16 protein-coding genes are annotated in these 16099 nt (G+C 68.0%); 8 read left to right on the forward strand and 8 right to left on the reverse strand.

The window, feature by feature from the left end; genetic code table 11:
* Positions 1 to 14 precede the first annotated feature (14 nt).
* The gene (gene nosP / locus ACRYRV_RS11070; RefSeq protein ID WP_444985136.1) at positions 15 to 1217 is read left to right on the forward strand and encodes a nitric oxide-sensing protein NosP; all 1203 of its coding nucleotides are present in this window, start codon (positions 15 to 17) and stop codon (positions 1215 to 1217) included.
* Positions 1214 to 3763: a NahK/ErcS family hybrid sensor histidine kinase/response regulator gene (locus tag ACRYRV_RS11075; RefSeq protein ID WP_444985135.1), complete on the forward strand. Its 2550-nt coding sequence runs from the start codon at positions 1214 to 1216 to the stop codon at positions 3761 to 3763. Before nosP ends, ACRYRV_RS11075 begins: the two co-directional genes overlap by 4 nt.
* 9 nt (positions 3764 to 3772) lie before the next feature.
* Here ACRYRV_RS11075 and ACRYRV_RS11080 read toward each other — a convergent pair whose 3' ends face one another.
* The 4 genes from ACRYRV_RS11080 to ACRYRV_RS11095 all read right to left on the reverse strand — a co-directional run bounded on the left by ACRYRV_RS11080 (position 3773) and on the right by ACRYRV_RS11095 (position 7698).
* The gene (locus ACRYRV_RS11080; protein WP_253445407.1) at positions 3773 to 4435 is read right to left on the reverse strand and encodes a response regulator; all 663 of its coding nucleotides are present in this window, start codon (positions 4433 to 4435) and stop codon (positions 3773 to 3775) included.
* Between the two features lie 61 nt (positions 4436 to 4496).
* On the reverse strand, positions 4497 to 5075 hold the full coding sequence (locus ACRYRV_RS11085) for a rhodanese-like domain-containing protein (RefSeq protein WP_444985134.1): 579 nt from the start codon (positions 5073 to 5075) through the stop codon (positions 4497 to 4499).
* 3 nt (positions 5076 to 5078) lie between these two features.
* Entirely contained in the window at positions 5079 to 5759 is a 681-nt protein-coding gene (locus ACRYRV_RS11090) for a pentapeptide repeat-containing protein (protein ID WP_253445402.1), read from the reverse strand.
* Between the two features lie 58 nt (positions 5760 to 5817).
* Positions 5818 to 7698, reverse strand: coding sequence for a PQQ-dependent methanol/ethanol family dehydrogenase (locus tag ACRYRV_RS11095; protein WP_444985133.1), 1881 nt, complete (start codon positions 7696 to 7698; stop codon positions 5818 to 5820).
* 320 nt (positions 7699 to 8018) lie between these two features.
* Between ACRYRV_RS11095 and pedF the strand changes: the two genes are divergently transcribed.
* The 5 genes from pedF to nfsA all read left to right on the forward strand — a co-directional run bounded on the left by pedF (position 8019) and on the right by nfsA (position 12830).
* Positions 8019 to 8429 carry a cytochrome c-550 PedF gene (pedF, locus tag ACRYRV_RS11100; protein ID WP_309636059.1) on the forward strand — a complete coding sequence of 137 codons (411 nt, stop codon included), beginning with the start codon at positions 8019 to 8021 and terminating at the stop codon, positions 8427 to 8429.
* Between the two features lie 29 nt (positions 8430 to 8458).
* Complete coding sequence (locus ACRYRV_RS11105) at positions 8459 to 9292, forward strand: quinoprotein dehydrogenase-associated SoxYZ-like carrier (RefSeq protein WP_444985132.1); 834 nt, start codon at positions 8459 to 8461, stop codon at positions 9290 to 9292.
* Positions 9293 to 9302: 10 nt separating this feature from the next.
* Complete coding sequence (locus tag ACRYRV_RS11110; RefSeq protein WP_444985131.1) at positions 9303 to 10259, forward strand: quinoprotein relay system zinc metallohydrolase 1; 957 nt, start codon at positions 9303 to 9305, stop codon at positions 10257 to 10259.
* A 154-nt stretch (positions 10260 to 10413) separates the two neighbouring features.
* A complete protein-coding gene (gene exaC, locus ACRYRV_RS11115; RefSeq protein ID WP_444985130.1) occupies positions 10414 to 11934 on the forward strand; it encodes an acetaldehyde dehydrogenase ExaC in 1521 nt (506 codons plus the stop codon).
* A 164-nt stretch (positions 11935 to 12098) separates the two neighbouring features.
* Positions 12099 to 12830, forward strand: coding sequence for an oxygen-insensitive NADPH nitroreductase (gene nfsA / locus ACRYRV_RS11120; protein WP_444985129.1), 732 nt, complete (start codon positions 12099 to 12101; stop codon positions 12828 to 12830).
* 12 nt (positions 12831 to 12842) lie between these two features.
* Here nfsA and ACRYRV_RS11125 read toward each other — a convergent pair whose 3' ends face one another.
* Both ACRYRV_RS11125 and ACRYRV_RS11130 read right to left on the reverse strand, forming a co-directional pair.
* Entirely contained in the window at positions 12843 to 13370 is a 528-nt protein-coding gene (locus tag ACRYRV_RS11125) for a YgjV family protein (protein ID WP_444985128.1), read from the reverse strand.
* Between the two features lie 84 nt (positions 13371 to 13454).
* Positions 13455 to 14222 (reverse strand): DUF1499 domain-containing protein, encoded by a 768-nt coding sequence (locus ACRYRV_RS11130; protein ID WP_444985127.1) that lies wholly within the window; start codon positions 14220 to 14222, stop codon positions 13455 to 13457.
* A gap of 131 nt (positions 14223 to 14353) precedes the next feature.
* On the opposite strand from ACRYRV_RS11130, the gene ACRYRV_RS11135 reads away from it, so the two are divergent.
* Entirely contained in the window at positions 14354 to 14920 is a 567-nt protein-coding gene (locus tag ACRYRV_RS11135) for a nucleoside deaminase (RefSeq protein ID WP_444985125.1), read from the forward strand.
* Positions 14921 to 15053: 133 nt separating this feature from the next.
* Here the strand turns inward: ACRYRV_RS11135 and ACRYRV_RS11140 are convergent, their stop codons facing one another.
* Together ACRYRV_RS11140 and ACRYRV_RS11145 are read right to left on the reverse strand one after the other, a co-directional pair.
* Complete coding sequence (locus tag ACRYRV_RS11140; protein ID WP_309635905.1) at positions 15054 to 15278, reverse strand: hypothetical protein; 225 nt, start codon at positions 15276 to 15278, stop codon at positions 15054 to 15056.
* 429 nt (positions 15279 to 15707) lie between these two features.
* Positions 15708 to 15932 carry a hypothetical protein gene (locus tag ACRYRV_RS11145; RefSeq protein ID WP_253445376.1) on the reverse strand — a complete coding sequence of 75 codons (225 nt, stop codon included), beginning with the start codon at positions 15930 to 15932 and terminating at the stop codon, positions 15708 to 15710.
* Positions 15933 to 16099: the final 167 nt, after the last annotated feature.

Here is a 16099-nt window from a genome sequence, read left to right on the forward strand (position 1 = left end):
GAGCGAGCCCGGCCATGACCGCATCCCTTGCCACGCCCCTGGTGCCGACCTCGCCGTCCGGCCCGGACGCCATACCTTTTGCTCACACCTGCGCCGGCGCGCCCGAGGAGGCGGCCCGGCAGCTGGCGGACCGCCTGCTGTCCTGCCGGCCCAGCGGCGTGCTCTTCTTCTGCTCCGCGGAGTATGACCTCGACGCGCTGGGGCAGGCCCTGGAGCGCCACTTCGGCGGCGTGCCTCTCTGCGGCTGCACCACCGCCGGCGAGCTGACCACCCAAGGCTACGCCCGGGGTGGCGTGGTGGCCATCGGCTTTCCGGATCGCGACTTCGCCTTCGCCCATGCGGTGATCGACGACCTCGATAACGTCAGCCTGCCCGCCGCCCAGACGCTGGTCGACACCCTGCTCGGCGAGTGTCAGGCGGCCAGGGTGGCGCCCCTCAAGGGGCACAGCTTCGCCGTGACCCTGCTCGACGGCCTCTCCGCCAGCGAGGAGCAGGTGCTGGCGACCCTCAACGCCGCCCTGGCCGGCATTCCCCACTTCGGCGGCAGTGCCGGCGACGACAAGCTGGCGGGTACCCACGTCTACGGCGGCGGCCGCTTCCACTCGGCGGCCGCCGCCGTGGTGATGCTCAATACCCGGCTCGACTTCGAGGTCTTCTCCACTCACCATCTGCGGCCGCGCAGCGAGAAGCTGGTAGTGACCGCGGTGGACCGCGAGCGGCGCCGGGTGCTGGAGCTCAACGCCGAGCCCGCGGCCCTGGAGTATGCGCGGCTGGTGGGGGTGCCCGTCGAGGCGCTCGATGCCGAGGTCTTCGCCCGCCATCCCCTGGCGGTCAAGCTCAACGAGCGCAGCTATGTGCGGGCGATCCAGCGGGTCAACCCGGACCACAGCCTGAGCTTCTACTGCGCCGTGGAGAACGGCATCGTGCTGACCGCCATGGCGCCCACGCCGCTGCTTGGCGGGCTCGAGGCGGGTCTGGAGACCCTGGCCGAGCGCCTGGGCGAGCCCGGCCTGGTGATCGGCTGCGACTGCTGCCTGCGCCGGCTGGAGGTGAACCAGGACGGCCTGCTTCCCCAGGCCAGGTCGCTGCTGTCGCGCTATCGAGTGGTGGGCTTCAACACCTATGGCGAACACTATGATGGCCTGCATCTCAACCAGACCTTTACCGGCGTCTATCTGGGGCGCCCGCCTCGGACGCGGCCGGGAGAGCAGGCGTGACCACGGCGCGGGAGGAGGCCCTGACCCGGGAGGTGGAGCGGCTCCGGCGCATCAATGCGGCGCTGATCGAGCGGGTCGAGGCGGGCACTCTGCCCCGCAGCGCCCCCTACGCCGCCTTCGAGCATACCGCCCTGCTGGCCGAGCAGGTGCGTGAGCGCACCTGGGCGCTCAACCAGACCCTGCATGAGCTGCGCAGCAGCAATCGGCTGCTGGCGGAGGCCCGGGAGAGGGCGGAGCGTGCCAGCCAGACTCTGGTCGACGCCATCGAGAGCATTACCGATGCCTTCGTGCTGTTCGATGCCGACCTGCGCATCGAGCGCTTCAACCGCCGCTTCGCCGAGCTCTGGTTGCCGGCGGGCATTCGCGTGCGGCGCGGTATGACCCTGGATGCCCTGCGCCACCGGGCGCGCAGCTCGGGCCTGGTGGTGCGTGAATGGCTGGGCAAGGAGGACCGCTCCATCGTCTACCAGCTGCACGACGGACGCTGGCTGCAGGTGCATCAGCGCCCCACCCGCGGCGGCGGGCGCGTGGTGCTGCACGTGGATATCACCGAGCTCAAGCGGCAGGAGAGCGCTCAGCGCGAGCACGCCCTGGCCGAGAAGTCGCGGCTGCTCCAAGCTACCCTCGACAGCCTCTCCCAGGGGGTGGCGGTGGTGGCGGCGGACGGCTGCCTCGAGATGTGCAACCGGCGCTGCCTGGCCCTGGCCGGGCTCACCGCTCCCCTGGCGACCGGGGGGGCCGTGCCGCTGGAGCGTCTGGGTCCGCTGGTGGCGGGACTCGAGGTGCGTAGCCTGGCCGCGGCTCGGGAGCAGCATCTCCCCGACGGTCGCATCGTGGAGGTGCGTGGCCACCCCATGCCCGGCGGCGGCCGGGTACTGACCTTCACCGATATCACCGAGCGTACCCACTATGCCCAGACCCTGCTGGAGCGGGAGCGCTGGATTCGCACCATCACCGACGAGCTGCCGGTGATGATCGCCTACCTGAATCGAGACCTGCGCTACGCCTTCGTCAACCGCGGCTATGAACGCTGGTACGGCTGGCCTCGGGGCAGGCGCCTGGGCGGCGAACTGCACGAGCTGCACAGCGAGGCGCACTGCCGGCGCCTGATTCCCTATCTGGAGCGGGTGCTGCAGGGAGAGAGCCTCTCCTTCGAGCTGGCCGAGACCGGCGCCAGCGGCGAGGAGCGGGTGCTGCTGCGCTCCTATGTGCCTCACCGCAACGGCGATGACGGTGTGATCGGCGTCTTCGTGCTGGTGCGCGACATCACCGAGCGGCGGCGCGCCACCGAGGCGCTGCGCCACGCCTATCAGAACCTGGAGCAACGAGTGCGCGAGCGTACCGCCGAGCTGACCCGGGTCAATCGTCAGCTGCGCGCCGAGATCCACGAGCGCACCCAGGCGGAGCAGCGCCTGCGCGAGGCCAAGACCGAGGCCGAGGCGGCCAACCTTTCCAAGACCAAGTTCCTGGCGGCGGTGAGTCATGACCTGCTGCAGCCGCTCAACGCCGCCAGGCTCTTCGTGGGCGCCCTGGAGGAGCAGGTCACCACGTCCCAGGGCGGCGAGCTGGTCGGCCTGATCGGTCGCTCCCTCAAGGATGTGGAGTCGCTGCTGGCCACCCTGGTGGACAGCTCGCGGCTGGACGCCGGCGTGATCACCCCCGACATCGGCGCCTTTCCCGTGGCGGAGCTGCTCGACGGCCTGGCGCGGGAGTACCGCCAGGTGGCGGCCAGTGAAGGGCTGGAGCTGCGCCATGTGCCCTGTCGGGCGGTGGTGGTCAGCGACATCTCGCTGCTGGGCCGGGTCCTGCGCAACTTTCTCAGCAATGCGGTTCGCTACACGGTGAAGGGGCGTCTGCTGCTGGGGTGCCGGCGGCGCTCCCACGGGCTCGAGATCCAGGTCGGCGATAGCGGCATCGGCATCGAAGAAGCCGAACAGGCGGCCATCTTTCAGGAGTTCCGCCGCCTGGATGGGCCGGTGCGCAGCGACCGGGGACTTGGCCTCGGGCTCTCCATCGCCGACAAGATCTCGCGGATACTCGACCATCCGCTGCGGGTGCGTTCCCGGGTCGGGGCGGGCTCGCTGTTCAGCATCACCCTGCCCTATGGGGAGATCGCCGCTGCGCCCGGGGCGGCGGCCCTGCCGGCGCCGCCCGCCGGCCGGGTCGATCTGGCGGGGTGCCGGGTCTGGGTGGTGGATAACGACAGCGATATCTGCCACGCCATGAAGACCCTGCTGGAGCGCTGGGAGTGTCGGGTCTGGGTGGCGGAGAGCGAGGCGGCGCTGTCGGCCCAGCTGGACCTGGCCGAAGCGGCGGCGGACGTGCTGATCGTCGACTATCACCTGGATCACGGCGAGACCGGGCTCGCCGTGGCCGAGCGGATCAATGCGCGCCGGCGCGATCCGCTGGCGGTGATGGCGATTACCGCCAACCACAGCAATGCCCTGCGTCAGCAGGTCCGCGCGCTGGGCTACCAGCTGCTCCACAAGCCGGTGAAGCCCCTGCGTCTCCGGCTGGCCCTGGCCCAGCTGGTCACCCCCCCGTGAGAGGCGGCTTCACGACGGCCGGGTAAAGCGGCTGAAGTCGATATCGCTGGCTGCCAGGATGGCCTGGACCCGGCTGCTGACGCCCAGCTTGCGCAGGATGGCGGAGACATGCGCCTTGACGGTGGTCTCGGCGATATTGAGGTGATAGGCGATCATCTTGTTGGACTCGCCACGGGTCATGTGCTCGAGGACCTGTAGCTGCTTGCGGGTCAGGGTATCGAGCTGGTGGGCCGAGATGGACGACTCCTGGTGGGAGCGGCGTGTCTTGGCCGTTTCCCGCATGATGTCCGGCGGCAGGTAGATGTTGCCGTCGAGAATCTGCTCGATGGCGCGGGTCATCTTGTCCCGGGGGGAAGACTTGGTGATGAACCCCATGGCGCCGTAGGTGACGGCCTGGAGGATCACCTGCTTGTCCTCCTCGGCGGAGATGATCACCACCGGAATGGTGGGCATGGCGTTGCGCAGCTCGATCAGTCCCGCCAGGCCGTTCATGCCCGGCATGTTCAGGTCCAGCAGGACCAGGTCGAGGTCTTCATGCTCGCCGGCCAGGGCCAGCGTCGTCTCGAGATCCTCGGTTTCCAGAATCTCGGCGCCAGCGAACCCATCCTGAATCACCCGGCCGATGGCCTCGCGAAACAGCGGGTGGTCGTCGGCGATCAGCAGTTTGTACATGATCTGAGCCTTGCGTTGTTATTGACGGACCTGCCTGGTGACGAGCGCACGCCCACCTTCGCTAGCGCGCCCTGACGCTGGGCTGGCAGGGACTCAGTGCGGCGTGGTCGCCCAGCGGAGCCGGGCATATCGCTGCCTGGTCGTGACCGGCCTCCTGCCAGCCGTCGATGCCATCCGGGTACCAGTAGACTCGCCGGTAGCCCAGGTCGCGGGCGCGGCGGGCGGCGTTCCAGGAGAGCCAGCAGTCTCGCCGACAGAAGAATACCAGCGGCGTTTCGGGGTGACCATCGGCCAGCTGGTCGAGGGCGTCGACGAAGTAGGCCTGCCATGATGGCGTGAGTGCGGCGCTGCCCACGTTGGGCAGCCAGGTGGCACCGGGCAGCGAGAGGTGCGGGTAGGCCTGGAGGAAGACGCCGTCCTGCCAGGCCAGGGGGTAGACATCGATCAGCGAGACGTCGCTGCCGTGCTGCAGCAGCAGCTCGTACACCCCTTCGGTGCTCAGGCGAGTGGCCCCCTCCAGGGGGGCGGTGACGGCGCTGCGGTAGGGGGGAAGCCGGTAGCCCTCGGCGTTGAAGGAGTCGCCGGCGGCCGGTACCCAGGGCCCGAAAAGCACCACGGTGAGCGCCAGCCGCGGCCACATGGGTCAGTCCATCCAGTCGACGGGGCAGGCCGTGCAGCCCTGCATCTGCACCAGCTGGAAGTTGCCGTAGTGCAGGCGGGCGCCGCTCAGGTCGGCATGGTCGAGCCGCGACATGCTGAGCTTGGCTTCCTGCAGGTTGGCGTCGCGCAGGTCGGCGCCGCGCATGTCGGTGCGGTTCATCCAGGCCATCTCGAGCTTGGCGCCGTGGAGTATGGCGTCGCGGAAGCTGGCCTTGGTCAGGCGGCCGAACTCCAGGTTGGCGCCGGTCAGGTCGGCGCCGTCGAAGATGGCCCCCTGGCCGAACAGGTTCCAGCTTTCGAGCCCCACCAGGCTGGCCTGGCCGAGGTCGGCGCCGCGCAGGTTGGCGTTGATCATTCGGGCGCGATTGAGGTTGGCGCCGCGCAGGTCGGCCCCCTCCAGGTTGACGCCGCGCAGGTTGGCGTGGCGCAGGTCGGCGCCGGTGAGGTCGGCGCCGGAGAAGTCGGCGCCGTGCAGCTCCAGGTTGGCGAGGTCGGCGCCGGCAAGGTCGGCGCCGGGGCACTGGGTGTACGCCTCCAGCACGCAGCCGTTGTGAACGGGCGCCTCGTAGGCGGCGTCCTCCGCCGCTGCCAGGGAGGGGCCGAGCAGCAGCGCCCCCAGGGTAAGGCCGCCGAGATGACGCCGCAGGGAAGTGGTATGGGACATGTGACGCTCCTCCGGAAGAGAGCCGGCCGCCCCGTGGCGGCCGGCGGGGTCGTCTGGCTCAGTTGGCGGCCAGGTCGCGGGCGAAGTCCGGCAGCTTGAAGACCCAGAAGGAGCCCCCCTGTGCCACCGTCCGGGTCAGCTCGGCCATGTCGCCACCCCACAGCGGCACCGCGCCACCGTAGCCTGTGGTCACGCCGATGTACTGCTCGCCGTCCATCTCCCAGGTGATGGGCGGGGAGATGATCCCGGTGCCTACCTGGAAGCTCCAGAGCTCCTCGCCGCTCTCGGCATCGAAGGCCTTGATGTAGCCGTCGCCGGTGCCGGTGAAGACCAGGTTGCCGGCGGTGGCCACCACGCCGGCCCATAGCGGCAGCGTTTCCTTGTGCTCCCAGGCGATGTCGCCGGTCAGCGGGTCGATGGCGCGCAGGATGCCGACGTGATCGTCATACATGCGCTTGATGCGGAAGCCCATGCCCAGATAGGCCGAGCCTTCGCTGTACTCCACCTCCTCGGTCCAGTAGTCCTCCTTCCAGTGGTTGGCCGGCACGTAGAAGAGCCCGGTGTCCTGGCTGTAGGCCATGGGGTTCCAGTTCTTGCCGCCCAGGAAGGGGGGCGAGATCTCTACCGGCTCGGAGCGGGTCTGGCCCTCCTCCAGGCGGGGCGGGCGCTGCCCCTCGACCTCGGCGGGGCGGCCCGTCTCCAGATCGATATGGGTGGCCCAGGTGATGTTGTCCACGAAGGGGAAGGCGTCGAGCAGGTCGCCGTTGGTGCGATCGGTGATATAGAAGAAGCCGTTGCGGTCGGCGTGGGCGCCGGCCCTGACCAGCTGGCCGGTCTCGTCCTCGTAGTCGAACAGCACGATCTCGTTGTTGCCGGAGAAGTCCCAGTGGTCGTTGGGCGTGTGCTGGTAGTGCCACTTGATCTCGCCGGTGGTGGGGTCGACGGCGACCTGGGCCGAGGTGTAGAGGCTGTCGTAGTCGGAGGGGTGGCCGTCCGGCGAGGTGCGCGCCCAGCCGTTCCAGGGGGCGGGGTTGCCGGCACCGACGATGATGGTGTTGGTCTCAGGGTCGAAGCTGGCGCTCTGCCAGGGGGCCCCGCCGCCGTGGCTCCAGGCCTCCACCTTGCCGGTCTCGGAGTCGGGGTCGTCGGGCCAGGAGGGGGCGCTGGGGTCGCCGCTGGGCGTACTCTCCTCGCCGTTGAGCCGGCCGAAGTGCCCCTCCACGAAGGGCCGCATCCAGATCTCCTCGCCGGTCTCCACGTCCCGGGCGAAGAGCTTGCCCACGATCCCGAACTCGTTGCCCGAGGAGCCGTGAATCAGCATCACCCGGCCGGTCTCCTGGTCCTGGATGATGGTCGGCGCGCCGGTCATGGTGTAGCCGGCGCGATGGTTGCCGAAGCGCTCCCGCCAGACCACCTCGCCGGTGTCCTTGTTCAGGGCCACGATGCCGGCGTCCAGGGTGCCGAAGAAGACCTTGTCGCCGTAGATGGCGGCGCCGCGGTTGACCACGTCGCAGCAGGGCCGGATGTCGTTGGGCAGGCGGTGATTGTAGGACCAGAGCCGCTTGCCGGTGCGGGCGTCCAGGGCAAAGATCCGCGAGTAGGAGCCGGTGACATAGATGACGCCGTCGTGCACCAGGGCCTGGGACTCCTGACCGCGCTGCATCTCGTCGCCGAAGGAGTGGGACCAGGCCGGGGTCAGCATGTGCACGTTGTCGGCGTTGATCTTGTCCAGCGGGCTGTAGCGCTGGGCGTGCACGCCCATGCCGTATCCCAGCACCGTCTCGGTGTTCTCGTGGTCGGTGAGGATGTCCTCCCAGGTGACGGGAGTGGCCATGCTGGCGGCGCTGAGACCCAGGGCCGAGGCGCAGGCCACGGCGGCGGTCAGGGTCTTGAGGCGAATCGGGAGCCGGGGGCGGGCGATCGGTGTTGTTCTTGTCATGGTGGGGTTCCCATGTCGAGGTGAGCGAAGGGTCGGGCGGTTGCCGACCATCGGACTCCACTCTAGTGCGCGGCCGGCCTCCTGTTTCAGGCACTCTGGTCCCGGTTTGCCTACTGACTTGGCACTACGACCAAGGAAGGAGGCGATGCCCACCAAGGCGCCATTTCTGGATATCCGGCCGCTGCCTAGCCTTCGCAGGGTGATTCCACCTTTCCTTTGACGAGGGCTGCACCATGAGCTGCACCACCAACAACAAGATGACACCGACTGCTCGACCGTCACGCCGCCGGCACGCCGCCTCGGCGGCTTTGGCCTCCGGGATGCTGGCGCTGCTGCTGTCCGGCCAGGCGCTCTCCCACGGCGATGTGACCCCGCAGCCGGTGGATACCCGCGGCCTGGAACCCCTGGGCGATGAGTGGCTCGACGAGAACCCCTATCGGGAAGAGCACCCCCAGCATGAGCTCGCCGTGGACGTGGGCGCTTCCGCCTATAACGCCAACTGTGCGGCCTGCCACGGGCTGGAGGCCAAGTCCGGCGGCATCGCTCCGGATCTGCGCGAGCTGGAAAACGGTGCCTGGGGAGACGAGTGGTACAAGGAGCTGGTCACCCAGGGCTCGGAGCGCGGCGGGCGCGTGCTGATGCCGCGCATGTCCGACTACGTCAGCCAGGAGGGCCTCTGGGCCATACGCGCCTGGCTCGAGACCGTCAGCTTCGAGACGGCAGGCCGCTGATCCGACGCCATCCGAGGAGGCAAGTGCCGATGATGCAGAATCGCAACCGCCTGGGCATCTGGCTGAGCGGCTGTTCGCTGGTCGTCATACCGCTGTGGGGGCTGGCCCAGGGCGCGGGGGACGCAGAGCGGGCAGGCCCGGCGCCAGCCGGCCCGGCCGAGGAGGCCTTCACCAGCTCGGCAGACCCGCTTGGGTCCTTCATGTGGGAGCTCTATCGAGAGCGCTATCTGGGCGATGCGCCCTACGTCTTCGACAGCCGAGTGCGGCTGAGCGCCCCCGGCTTTGCCGAGGACTCCGGGCAGGTGCCCCTGGATATCGACGCCGGCGAGCTGGGTGACGACTTCGAGCGCATGCTGGCCTGGGTCGAGCTCAACCCCATCCCCCTGATCTTCGACTATGACCCGCGCAGCCATGGGCTCCCCAGGCTCTCTCTCAATGTGAGGCTGGAGCAGGCCTCGCCGGTGCGCGTCGCCGTGCAGCGCCATGGCGTCTGGCATATCGGCTCTACGCATATCGAGGCCGAGGGGGGTGGCTGCACCACGCCGGGCATCGCCACGACCGAGAGCCGCTGGGAAGAGCGTTTCGGCGAGGTGGCGGGGCGGCGCTTCGACCACGGCGAGCAGAGCCAGCTGCGCTTGAGGGTGATGCACCCCATGGACAGCGGGCTGATTCCCAGCCAGCCGGCCTTTCATATCCAGCGCTTCGAGGTGCTCGATGCCGGCGGCGAGCTCATCTCCACCCTGGCCATCGAAGCCTCGGTCAGCGAGAACCCCGCCCTGGGCCTGCACATGAAGCCTCTGGAGGGGGGGTATCGGGTCGGCGCCCGGGACAACAACGGCAACCGCTTCTCGATTGCCCTCTAGGGAGACTGCCATGTTGCGTCATGCAAGGCGCGGTCGCGCCGGCCTGGCCGCGGTGCTGGCGCTGCTGGCGCCGCCGCTGCTGGCGCCGCCGCTGCTGGCCTGCGAGCCTGAGCTTACGCCGGTGGCGCCGGCCACCTGGGTGGTGGAGGGGGCTCGCGAGGAGATCGCCGCCGACAACTGCGGCCTGATCGCCAACCTGGGGGTCATCGCCACCGGAGAGGGCGTGGTGCTGATCGACAGCGGGCCCAGCCGCACCCTCGGCGAGGCCCTGGAGGCGGAGATCATAGCGCTGACGGGGCAGCCGGTGCGCTGGGTGCTCAATACCCACCACCACCCGGACCACGTCTTCGGCAACCAGGCCTTCGCCAACGCCGAGGTGCTGGCCCTGGCCGGCACCGCCGAGGCCATGGCTCGGGATGCCGCGGCCTTCGAGGCCAACCTCAGGCGCCTGCTGGGCGAGGCCTTTGCCGGGACCCGGCTGCGCCTGCCCGATCGCGCCGTGGCACCCGGGCGGCATGACTTCGGCGGCTACCCCCTCGAGCTGCATGCCTTCCGCGGCCACAGCGGTGCCGATCTGGTTATCTTCGACGCGGCGACGGGGGTGCTGTTCGCCGGCGATCTGGTCTTTCACCAGCGCACCGCCACCACGCCCCATACTCCCGGGCTCCAGGCGTGGATCAAGGAGCTCGACCGGCTGGAGGCGCTGCGCTATCGGGTGATGGTGCCTGGCCACGGCCCCGTCGATCATGAGGGTGCGGCCCTGGCGCAGACTCGGGACTACCTGGCCTGGCTCGATCGACACTTCGACGAGCAGGCCTCGCGAGGCGCTACCGCCAACCAGGTGCGGGAGGCGCCGCTGCCCGAGCGTTTTGCGGGCCTCGCCCTGGCGGAGTACGAGCTGACCCGCAGCCTCAGCCACCTCTACCCCCGCTACGAGCAGCGCTGGCTGTGGGGGGAGGCGCCGTGATGTCGGCGCCTGCAACTACTACTAAAGACCCCCGTAGGGGAGCCCATGGCAGGATAGTGCCCGTCGGGAATTCCTCTACGCTTGAAGACAGGCTCGAGACCCGAGGCGCACCGCCCGAGCGAGCCCCTACAACAACAGAGACAGGAGTTGCGTCATGATCTACGCCAATCCCGGCAGCCCGGATGCCGTCATTAGCTTCGAGCAGCGCTACGGCAACTACATCAACGGCGAGTTCGTGTCGCCGGTGAAGGGCGAATACTTCGACAACGTCAGCCCGGTCAACGGCGAGGTGTTCTGCCAGATCCCGCGCTCCACCGCCGAGGATATCGACAAGGCGCTGGATGCCGCCCACGCCGCCGCCCCGGCCTGGGGCAAGACCTCCGCCGCCGAGCGCAGCAACATCCTGCTCAGGATCGCCGACCGCATCGAGCAGAACCTCGAGATGCTGGCCGTGGCCGAGACCTGGGACAACGGCAAGGCGGTGCGCGAGACGCTGAACGCCGACCTGCCGCTGGCGGTCGACCACTTCCGCTACTTCGCCGGCTGCATCCGCGCCCAGGAGGGCACCGCCGCCGACATCGACGCCAATACCGTGGCCTACCACTTCCACGAGCCGCTGGGCGTGGTGGGGCAGATCATCCCCTGGAACTTCCCGCTGCTGATGGCGGTGTGGAAGCTGGCCCCCGCCCTTGCCGCCGGCAACTGCGTGGTGCTCAAGCCCGCCGAGCAGACCCCGGCCTCGATCCTCGAGCTGATGAAGCTGGTCGGTGACCTGCTGCCGCCGGGGGTGGTCAACATCGTCAACGGCTACGGCGCCGAGGCGGGTCAGGCGCTGGCCACCAGCAAGCGCATCGCCAAGATCGCCTTCACCGGCTCCACCCCGGTAGGCGCGCATATCCTCAAGTGCGCCGCCGAGAACATCATCCCCTCCACGGTGGAGCTGGGCGGCAAGTCCCCCAACATCTACTTCGCCGACATCATGAACGCCGAGCCCGAGTTCATCGACAAGGCCGCCGAGGGGCTGGTGCTGGCCTTCTTCAACCAGGGCGAGGTCTGCACCTGCCCCTCCCGGGCGCTGATCCAGGAATCCATGTACGACGCCTTCATGGCCAAGGTCATGGAGAAGGTCGGCAGGATCAAGCGCGGCAACCCGCTGGACACCGACGTCCAGGTGGGCGCCCAGGCCTCCCAGGAGCAGTTCGACAAGATCATGTCCTACATGGACATCGCCCGGGAGGAGGGCGCCGAGTTCCTCACCGGTGGCGACAAGGAGAGCCTGGACCCGAGCATCGACAAGGGCTTCTACATCCAGCCGACCCTGCTCAAGGGCAACAACAAGATGCGCGTCTTCCAGGAGGAGATCTTCGGTCCGGTGGTGGCGGTGACCACCTTCAAGGACGAGGCCGAGGCGCTGGCCATCGCCAACGACACCGAGTTCGGCCTCGGCGCCGGGGTGTGGAGCCGCGACATCAACGTCGCCTTCCGCATGGGGCGCGGCATCCAGGCCGGCCGGGTGTGGACCAACTGCTACCACCAGTACCCGGCCCACGCCGCCTTCGGCGGCTACAAGAAGTCCGGCGTCGGCCGCGAGACCCACAAGGTGGCGCTCGAGCACTACCAGCAGACCAAGAACCTGCTGGTGAGCTATGACACCAACCCGCTGGGCTTCTTCTGATCGACACTCCCTGATGACACTCGTGTGGTGGTTTGGGGGCGGCCTTGCCGCCCCTTTTTTCTGCGCTGGATCTGCCTCGTGCGAGATGCCGCGCGGGCCTGCAGCGGCGAGAGGAAAGCGTTAATGTAGAGGCGTTTCCCCCTCCACCGTGCCAGCGAGGCCCCATGAACCCCACCATCGAACTGCTCAAGTCCCACCGCTCCATTCGCAAGTTCACCGACCAGCCGGTCTCCCGGGAGCTTCTCGAGGAGCTGATCCGCGCCGGCCAGGGGGCCGCCACCTCCAGCCACGTGCAGGCCTATACGGTCATTCACGTGAAGCGCCCCGAGAATCGCGAGAAGATCGCCGAGCTGGCCGGCGGCCAGGGCTATGTGGCCAGCTGCGGCGCCTTCCTGATGTTCTGTGCCGACATGAAGCGCCCCACCGAGGCCGCCGAGCGCACCGGTGCCCGGGTGGTGCGCGGCATGACCGAGCAGCTGCTGGTAGCCACCGTGGACACCGCCCTGATGGCCCAGAACGTGGCCGTGGCGGCGGAATCCGCGGGGCTCGGCATCTGCTATATCGGCGGCGTGCGCAACAACCCCCAGGCGATCAGCGACCTGCTGGGCCTGCCGGACCATGTGTATCCGGTGTTCGGCATGTGCCTCGGCTACCCGGCCCATGAGCCGGACGTCAAGCCCCGCCTGCCGGTGGAAGCGGTCCTCAAGGAGGATACCTACAGCGACGACCGCGAGCTGGTGGCCGCCTTCGACGACACCATGCACGCCTACTACCAGTCGCGTAAGGGCGGCAACAAGCAGAGCACCTGGTCGCAGAACCTCACGCCGCTCTTCGATACCAAGCTGCGCCCCCATATGCGGGAGTTCCTGGTCAAGCGCGGCTTCGAGATGAAGTGAGGCGCGCCCGTCTCACCCGTGGATATAGCGCAGGCGGGCATCGCGGCGCAGCCGCAGCACGGTGATCACATTGGTCACGAAGATCAGGGACTCGGCGAGGGTGCCGCCGATCGAGCCGGCCAGCAGGTTGCTGGCCACCCAGCACAGCGCCGCTACCGCCAGGGTCAGGCGCATGGGGATGCCCTTGAGCATGAACATGCCCCAGGTGCCCAGCAGGCCGGCGGTCAGGGCGGGGATATCCTGGGGGCCGCTCCAGGTCAGCGCCGCCACGGCGAGGGTGGCGAGCAGCATCCCCGCCATCAGGCCGAGGTTGCGCGGAAAGCGGCGTACCAGGACGATGCGCAGCACGATCAGCGCCGAGATGCCCGCGGCGACCCAGCTCTCGAACAGCGCGAACTGGGCGGCGAAGGCAATATTGGCGAAGATCAGCAGCACGAACAGCCGGTCGTCGCGCCTGCTGGCAAAGGCCACCAGGCAAAGCATCAGTGCCACCAGGCTCACGGCCTGACCCAGCAGCCATCTCAGGCCGAGCTCTTCCATGGGGCGGTGTCTCCAGTCGTGTCTTGAAGGGTCGATGCCGTCGCTCGGCACTTCCCCTGTCGTCTCGAGGGGCTCGCGGCCTCGTCAGGGCGCAGTGCGTTGCTGCAGGGCGTCGAGATAGGCCCGGATGCGGGCGGCGTTGGTACCCAGATCGCTGCGGCCCATGCGGGAGGCCGAACGCACATCCACCCGCACACCGGCCGGGGTCTCGGTGAGGCGGACCGCCACATCGTCCCGGAAGCCGAACCAGAAGGTGGTCGCGGTGGCCTCCAGCCCGGTCTCGGTCAGCGAGGCGATCTCCCAGCCCTGGTCCAGGGCGGCGGCCTCCGCGGCGCCGAGCACGCTGGCCAGCGGCAGATCGATAAGCAGCGGCCGGATCTCCGGGTAAGCCTCGCGCTGCGGGTCGGCGAACTCCCCGGGGTAGCCCACAGCGTTGGGGGCCGCCTCCCGGGCCTCGGCCAGCGCCTCGAAGGCGGGGGGAGCGTCGAGGTCGGTGGTGATGTCGTGAATCGGCGGTACCGACTGGGCGCGCTGCATCAGCTGCCAGGGCACCGCCATCATGGCCGCCACGACCAGCAGCACAAGCCCGCCCGTCAGTGCCGGACGCCAGCGGCGGCAGAGGCTGGCAGCGACCAGGGTGATCAGCCCCAGTACCGCAGCGCCGAGCGCCAGGTAGGCGCCGAGGCGCAGCAGGTCGAAGGCGGTTCCCGGGGACAGCAGTTCGAACCGGTGGGCCGGTCCCGCCCCGCCCATCATCAGGGCAGCGGCGACCAGCAGCCCCAGGGCGAGCCTGGCCAGCAGCGGTGGCCAGGGCCCGCCACGCCGGCGGTGTCTCGGGCGAAAGGCAGGCATGGCGTCTCCTCCTTGTCGAGTGCGCTATTCTGGCTGGCGCAAGGGTGTCCTCAGCATACCCAATGCCGATGGCCCTTGCCTGCCGGAGCAGGTCGGGCCAGCAAGCCAGCGAATACTCGAACGGAGGCAGAATGGAAACCCTGTTGAATGCGGGCACGGAAGTGACCGAGGCGGCTCTGGCCGCCATCGCCCATATGCCCACCGCAAGCCTGCCGGTGCTGATGGAGGATGCCTTCACGCGTCGCCTGAGCGATGCCGACCTGATGCGCATCGCCGTGCTGCTGGCCCGCAAGAGCCTCGACGAGGGCGGCTGCCCCATCGGTGCGGTGATCATCGACAACGAGAGTCGTCGCATCGTCGGCAAGGGGCATAACACCCTGGTGCAGGAGAGCCATCCCTACAACCATGGCGAGACCGCCGCCATTCGCGACGCCGGGCGCCTCGACTTCAGCCGCACCACGCTCTTCACCTCCCTGAGCCCCTGCGAAATCTGCGCCACCCTGCTCCATATGCGGGGCTTCGCCCGGGTGGTGGTGGGCGATATCACCAACGCCTCGGGTACCGAGGCGCTGCTGAGAGAGAGGGGCGTGCAGGTGGAGATCCTCGAGGACCCTCGGGGCATCGAGCTCTATGGCCGCTTCCGGGCGGAGAAGCCCGAGCTGGACCTGGAGGACTGGAAGGGAAGGCGGGCGCTCTAGCCCAGCAATCCAGCCCAATCCTCCAGCCGATCCATTCGGCCGAACCACCCAGTCGAACCATCCAATCGAACCAGAAAAGAAAAGCCCCCTCCGAGGAGGGGGCGAGCACACATGCAGGGGAGGGCAGGATAAATCAGTCGTCGTTGGCAGCCATCAGGCGGCTCTCGCCGGCGCGCACCTCTTCCCAGGCCTCGTGCAGGGTGTAGCCCTGGCGAGCGTCGATGGTGTCGATCACCTCGACGGCATCCTGGAGGGAGTCGCCGTGACTCTTGAGGGCCACCACCAGCTTGGCGAGGTCCTGTTTGCTGAAAGTGTTGGCGATCAGGTCGGCTTGTTGGTTCAGCTGAATGCAGTTCATTTTTCAATCCTCAAGCAAGGTCATCATTGGCCATTTAGGGTGGCATTTCTGGTGCCTTGGCTACTCATGTCGGGCCAGATAAGAGCCCGATACTGCAACTGCGAGGCTTACAAGCTTGGAAAGACCTTCGCTGCTGGCGCCCGGATCGGAAGATTGCGTAACGCCAGGTTGTAGCCGGGTTCAGGTCGCTGGATCGCGGTGGCGATGCCTTGTCCCTAACCATGGCTCCACTATGGCGTAGCGCCAGGCAATGAACAACGCGCCATTGGGCGAAGAGGATGTTGTGGAGTGACGACAGAAAGGGGGAAAGTGACTGGATCAGGTAATGAGGCTACTGAATATCACCCGACCTTTGCAGAATAAAAAAACTCCTCCCCGAGAGGGGAGGAGAGAGACCACAATGTGGCAGGGGAAAATCGGCAGGAGAGATCAGTCTTCGTTGGTGGCCATCTGGCGAGTTTCGCCGGTGCGCACCTCTTCCCAAGCCTCGTGCAGGGTGTAGCCCTGGCGAGCGTCGATGGTGTCGATCACCTCGACGGCATTCTGGAGCGACTCACCGGTACCCTTCAGGGCCACCACCAGCTTGGCGAGGTCCAGCTTGCTGAAGGTGTTGGCGATCAGGTCGGCTTGTTGGTTCAGCTGGATGCAGTTCATTTTTCAATCCTCAAGCAAGGTCATCATTGGCCATCTTCGATGGCATTTCTGGTGCCTTGGCTACGGTCGGGCCTGATAAGTGCCCGATACTGCAACTGCGAGGCTTACAAGCTTGGAAAGACCTTCGCTGCTGGCGCCCGGATCAGCTGTCTTGCATGGCGCCAGGT

Source organism: Halomonas mongoliensis, from assembly GCF_052496345.1.

Bases quoted from the DNA above. Each gene is read 5' to 3' on its own strand.
- nosP (WP_444985136.1), top strand. From the start codon at position 15: ATGACCGCATCCCTTGCCACGCCCCTGGTGCCGACCTCGCCGTCCGGC.
- ACRYRV_RS11080 (WP_253445407.1), bottom strand. From the start codon at position 4,435: ATGTACAAACTGCTGATCGCCGACGACCACCCGCTGTTTCGCGAGGCC.
- ACRYRV_RS11085 (WP_444985134.1), bottom strand. From the start codon at position 5,075: ATGTGGCCGCGGCTGGCGCTCACCGTGGTGCTTTTCGGGCCCTGGGTA.
- ACRYRV_RS11090 (WP_253445402.1), bottom strand. From the start codon at position 5,759: ATGTCCCATACCACTTCCCTGCGGCGTCATCTCGGCGGCCTTACCCTG.
- ACRYRV_RS11095 (WP_444985133.1), bottom strand. From the start codon at position 7,698: ATGACAAGAACAACACCGATCGCCCGCCCCCGGCTCCCGATTCGCCTC.
- pedF (WP_309636059.1), top strand. From the start codon at position 8,019: ATGCTGGCGCTGCTGCTGTCCGGCCAGGCGCTCTCCCACGGCGATGTG.
- ACRYRV_RS11105 (WP_444985132.1), top strand. From the start codon at position 8,459: ATGATGCAGAATCGCAACCGCCTGGGCATCTGGCTGAGCGGCTGTTCG.
- ACRYRV_RS11110 (WP_444985131.1), top strand. From the start codon at position 9,303: ATGTTGCGTCATGCAAGGCGCGGTCGCGCCGGCCTGGCCGCGGTGCTG.
- exaC (WP_444985130.1), top strand. From the start codon at position 10,414: ATGATCTACGCCAATCCCGGCAGCCCGGATGCCGTCATTAGCTTCGAG.
- nfsA (WP_444985129.1), top strand. From the start codon at position 12,099: ATGAACCCCACCATCGAACTGCTCAAGTCCCACCGCTCCATTCGCAAG.
- ACRYRV_RS11125 (WP_444985128.1), bottom strand. From the start codon at position 13,370: ATGGAAGAGCTCGGCCTGAGATGGCTGCTGGGTCAGGCCGTGAGCCTG.
- ACRYRV_RS11130 (WP_444985127.1), bottom strand. From the start codon at position 14,222: ATGCCTGCCTTTCGCCCGAGACACCGCCGGCGTGGCGGGCCCTGGCCA.
- ACRYRV_RS11135 (WP_444985125.1), top strand. From the start codon at position 14,354: ATGGAAACCCTGTTGAATGCGGGCACGGAAGTGACCGAGGCGGCTCTG.
- ACRYRV_RS11140 (WP_309635905.1), bottom strand. From the start codon at position 15,278: ATGAACTGCATTCAGCTGAACCAACAAGCCGACCTGATCGCCAACACT.
- ACRYRV_RS11145 (WP_253445376.1), bottom strand. From the start codon at position 15,932: ATGAACTGCATCCAGCTGAACCAACAAGCCGACCTGATCGCCAACACC.